Source organism: Streptosporangium sp. NPDC006013 (genome assembly GCF_040614275.1).
GTDB lineage: Bacteria > Actinomycetota > Actinomycetes > Streptosporangiales > Streptosporangiaceae > Streptosporangium.
This window is the reverse complement of the sequence record NZ_JBEXUE010000691.1, coordinates 1-4,040: the sequence shown is the minus strand read 5'-3', so window position 1 is coordinate 4,040 and position 4,040 is coordinate 1. Positions and strand designations below refer to the sequence as shown.

Below are 4,040 nucleotides of genomic sequence, written 5' to 3'. Positions count from 1 at the left end.
ACATGCTGGACGCGGGGCCGGAGCGGTTGCGGCAGATCCTGGCCGAGCTGATGGAGCTGTTCGCGGCTGGTGAGCTGCGGCCGTTGCCGGTGACGCCGTGGGATGTGCGGCGGGGCCGGGAGGCGTTCCGGTTCATGAGCCAGGCCAAGCACACGGGTAAGATCGTGCTGACGATGCCCCGGCGGTGGAACCCGGACGGCACGGTGTTGATCACCGGCGGCACGGGCGGTTTGGGCGCGCTGTTCGCGCGGCATCTGGTGGCCGAGCGCGGCATACGGCACTTGCTGCTGGCCAGCCGAAGGGGCCTGGATGCTCCGGGAGCGGTGGAGTTGCAGGCCGAGCTGATCGCACACGGTGTCGAGGTCACAGTCGTGGCGTGTGATGTGACCGACCGGGACCAGGTGGCGGCCTTACTCGCCGAGGTGGACGCCGAGCATCCGCTGACAGCGGTGATCCACACCGCGGGCGTGCTGGATGACGGGACCATCCCTTCGCTGACGCCGGAGCGGCTGGATGTGGTGTTGCGGCCGAAGGTCGACGCCGCCTGGCACCTGCACGAACTCACCGCAGATCTAGATCTGGCCGAGTTCGCCGTGTTCTCGTCGGCGGCGGGCATGATCGGAGCTCCCGGCCAGGGCAACTACGCCGCGGCCAACTCCTTCCTCGACGCGCTGACCCAGCAGCGCTGGGCTGCGGGGTTGCCCGGACTGTCGCTCGCCTGGGGTGCGTGGGCTCAGGACAGCGGGATGACCGGCACCTTGAGCGATGGCGACATGGAGCGGCTGGTCCGTGCCGGCACGCCGCCAATCGCACCGGAACAGGGCGTCGCCTTGTTCGAGTCGGCGGTCCGTTCTGGCGAACCGGTCGTGGCCCCGGTCCGGCTGGATCTGCCGGTGCTGCGTGCCCAGGGCGAGATACCGCCACTGTTGCGCAAGCTGGTGCGGGGAAGCCGCCGGTCCGCCGTCGGGAAGGCGGCGACAGCCAGCACCCTGCTGCAGCGGCTAGGTCCGCTGGGCGCGGCCGAGCGCGTCGAGGTCCTGGTGGATCTGGTACGTACCGAGGTGGCCATGGTGCTCGGGCACTTCTCGCCCGAGACGGTGGAGGTGCGGCGGGAGTTCCGCGAGCTGGGCTTCGACAGTCTCACCGCGGTCGAGCTGCGTAACCGGCTGAACGGTACAACCGGGTTGCGGTTGCCGTCCACGCTGGTGTTCGACTACCCGACGCCTGCCGTGCTGGCGCAGTTCCTGCTGGCCGAGCTGCTCGGCGAGCACGCCGACGTGGTGGTACCCACCGAGATCCGGCCAGTGGCCGACGACCCCATCGTGATCGTGGGCATGGCGTGCCGCTATCCGGGTGGGGTCACTTCTCCGGAGGACCTGTGGCGGCTGGTCACCGAGGGCGCGGACGCGATCTCGCCCTTCCCGACCACGCGCGGCTGGGATCTGGGAGCCTCCTACAACCCGGATCGGGAACGCCGGGGCACCGACTATGTGCGCGAAGGCGGCTTCCTGCACGAGGCAGGGGAGTTCGATCCGGGGTTCTTCGGGATCTCGCCCCATGAGGCGCTGGCGATGGATCCGCAGCAGCGGCTGCTGCTTGAGGTGTCGTGGGAGGCGGTCGAGCGGGCCGGGATCGAGCCGGGCTCGCTGCGCGGCAGCCGTACCGGCGTGTTCGCCGGACTGATGTATCACGACTACACGAACAGCGTGTCGTTTCCGCAAGAAGCGATGGGGTTCGTCGGTACTGGTGGCGCGGGCAGCGTCGCGACCGGTCGCCTGTCCTACACCTTCGGGCTGGAGGGTCCGGCGGTGACGGTGGACACCGCCTGCTCGTCCTCCCTGGTGGCGCTGCATCTGGCGGCGCAGGCGCTGCGCGGCGGTGACTGCTCGCTGGCGCTGGCCGGTGGTGTGACGGTGATGGCCACGCCTGGGGTGTTCATCGATTTCAGCGTGCAGGGCGGGCTGGCCGGCGACGGCCGGTGCAAGCCCTACGCGGACACGGCGGATGGCACGAGCTGGGCCGAGGGTGTGGGCATGCTGGTGCTGGAGCGGCTGTCGGACGCGCGCCGCAACGGTCACCAGGTGCTGGCGGTCGTGCGTGGGTCGGCGGTCAACCAGGACGGTGCGTCCAACGGCTTGACCGCGCCGAACGGTCCTTCGCAGCAGCGGGTGATCCGGCAGGCGCTGGCCGGTGCCGGTTTGTCGCCGTCCGAGGTGGACGCGGTGGAAGGGCACGGTACGGGTACGACGCTGGGTGACCCGATTGAGGCACAGGCACTGCTGGCGACCTATGGGCAGGACCGGGACGAGGACCGTCCGCTGCTGCTGGGTTCGGTGAAGTCGAACATCGGTCACACGCAGGCCGCGGCCGGTGTCGCCGGTGTGATCAAGATGGTCATGGCTCTCCGGCACGGTGTGCTGCCCAAGACGCTGCACGTGGATGCGCCGTCCTCGCATGTGGACTGGTCGGCGGGCGCGGTGGAGTTGCTGACCGAGCCGGTGGAGTGGCCGCGTAATGGTCATGCGCGCCGGGCGGGTGTGTCGTCGTTCGGGATCAGTGGCACCAACGCTCACGTGATCTTGGAGGAGGGGCCGGGGGTTTCGGTTCAGCCGGGTGCGGAGGATCGGGCGCCGGCCGCTGGTGTGGTGGTTCCGGTGCTGGTGTCGGGTCGTACGGCGGGGGCGTTGCGGGCGCAGGTCGAGCGTTTGATCTCGCACGTGGGGGGCCATCGTGAGGTGGCGTTGGCCGATACGGCGTTCTCGCTGGCCACGACGCGGTCGGTGTTCGAGCATCGCGCGGTGGTGCTGGCGGGGGATCACGATGGTGTGCTGGCGGGTTTGGGTGCGCTGGCCGGGGACCTGCCGGGTGCGGGTGTGGTGCGCGGGGTGGCCGCTGGGGAGCCGAAGCTTGCGGTGTTGTTCACCGGTCAGGGCAGCCAGCGGGCGGGGATGGGCCGGGAACTCTATGAGCGGTTCCCGGTGTTCGCGGAGGCGTTGGATGAGGTGATCGCCGAGCTGGACCCGCTGCTTGAGGGTTCGCTGCGTGAGGTGCTGTTCGCCGGCCAGGCCGGGCTGCTGGATCAGACGGGGTGGGCGCAGCCGGCGCTGTTCGCGGTGGAGACGGCGTTGTTCCGGCTGGTCGAGTCGTGGGGTGTGCGGCCGAATGTGCTGGCCGGTCATTCGATCGGGGAGATCACGGCGGCGCATGTGGCGGGGGTGTTGTCGCTGGCCGATGCGTCTGCGTTGGTGGCGGGCCGGGCGCGGTTGATGCAGGCGCTTCCTGCGGGTGGGGCGATGGTCGCGGTCCAGGCGTCCGAGGACCAGGTTGCTGATCTGCTGGCGGGGCGTGAGGGTGAGGTGTCGGTCGCGGCGGTGAACGGTCCCCTCTCGCTGGTGCTGTCCGGGTTGGAGGAGGCGGTGCTTGAGGTGGCCGCCGCGCTGGAGTCCCAGGGGGTGCGGACGCGGCGGTTGCGGGTGTCGCATGCGTTCCATTCGCCGTTGATGGATCCGATGCTGGCGGAGTTCCGCACGCTGGCGAGCAGGCTCACCTACAACCCGGCGCGGGTTCCGATCGTGTCCACTCTGACCGGGGAGACGGCCACGGCTGAGCAGTTGTGCTCGCCGGATTACTGGGTGGATCAGGTTCGTGGCGCGGTCCGTTTCGCCGACGGCGTGCGTGTTCTGCACGCGCAGGGGGTGCGGGCGTATCTGGAGCTGGGCCCCGACGGGGTGCTGACCGCCATGGCGCAGGACACGCTCGACGCCGGCTCTGCCGTGGATGCGTATGAGACGGACATGGTGCTGGTGCCGGTGCTGCGAAAGGACCGGGATGAGCACACGGCGGTGATGACGGCGCTGGCCGAGCTGCATGTGCACGGCGTGTCGGTCGACTGGCGATCGATGCTGCCGGGTGGGCGCTGGGTCGATCTGCCCACCTACCCCTTCGAGCACCAGTGGTTCTGGCCTGCGGCGGCGGGTTCCCGGGTGGGGAATGTGGCTGCGGCGGGATTGGCGGTGGCGGGTCATCCGCTGCTGGGCGCC

1 protein-coding gene is annotated in these 4,040 nt (G+C 70.0%); it reads left to right on the top strand.

The window, feature by feature from the left end; genetic code table 11:
• Positions 1-4,040 (top strand): SDR family NAD(P)-dependent oxidoreductase (locus tag ABZ260_RS47945; protein WP_355631765.1); only part of this gene is annotated, 4,040 nt, incomplete at both ends.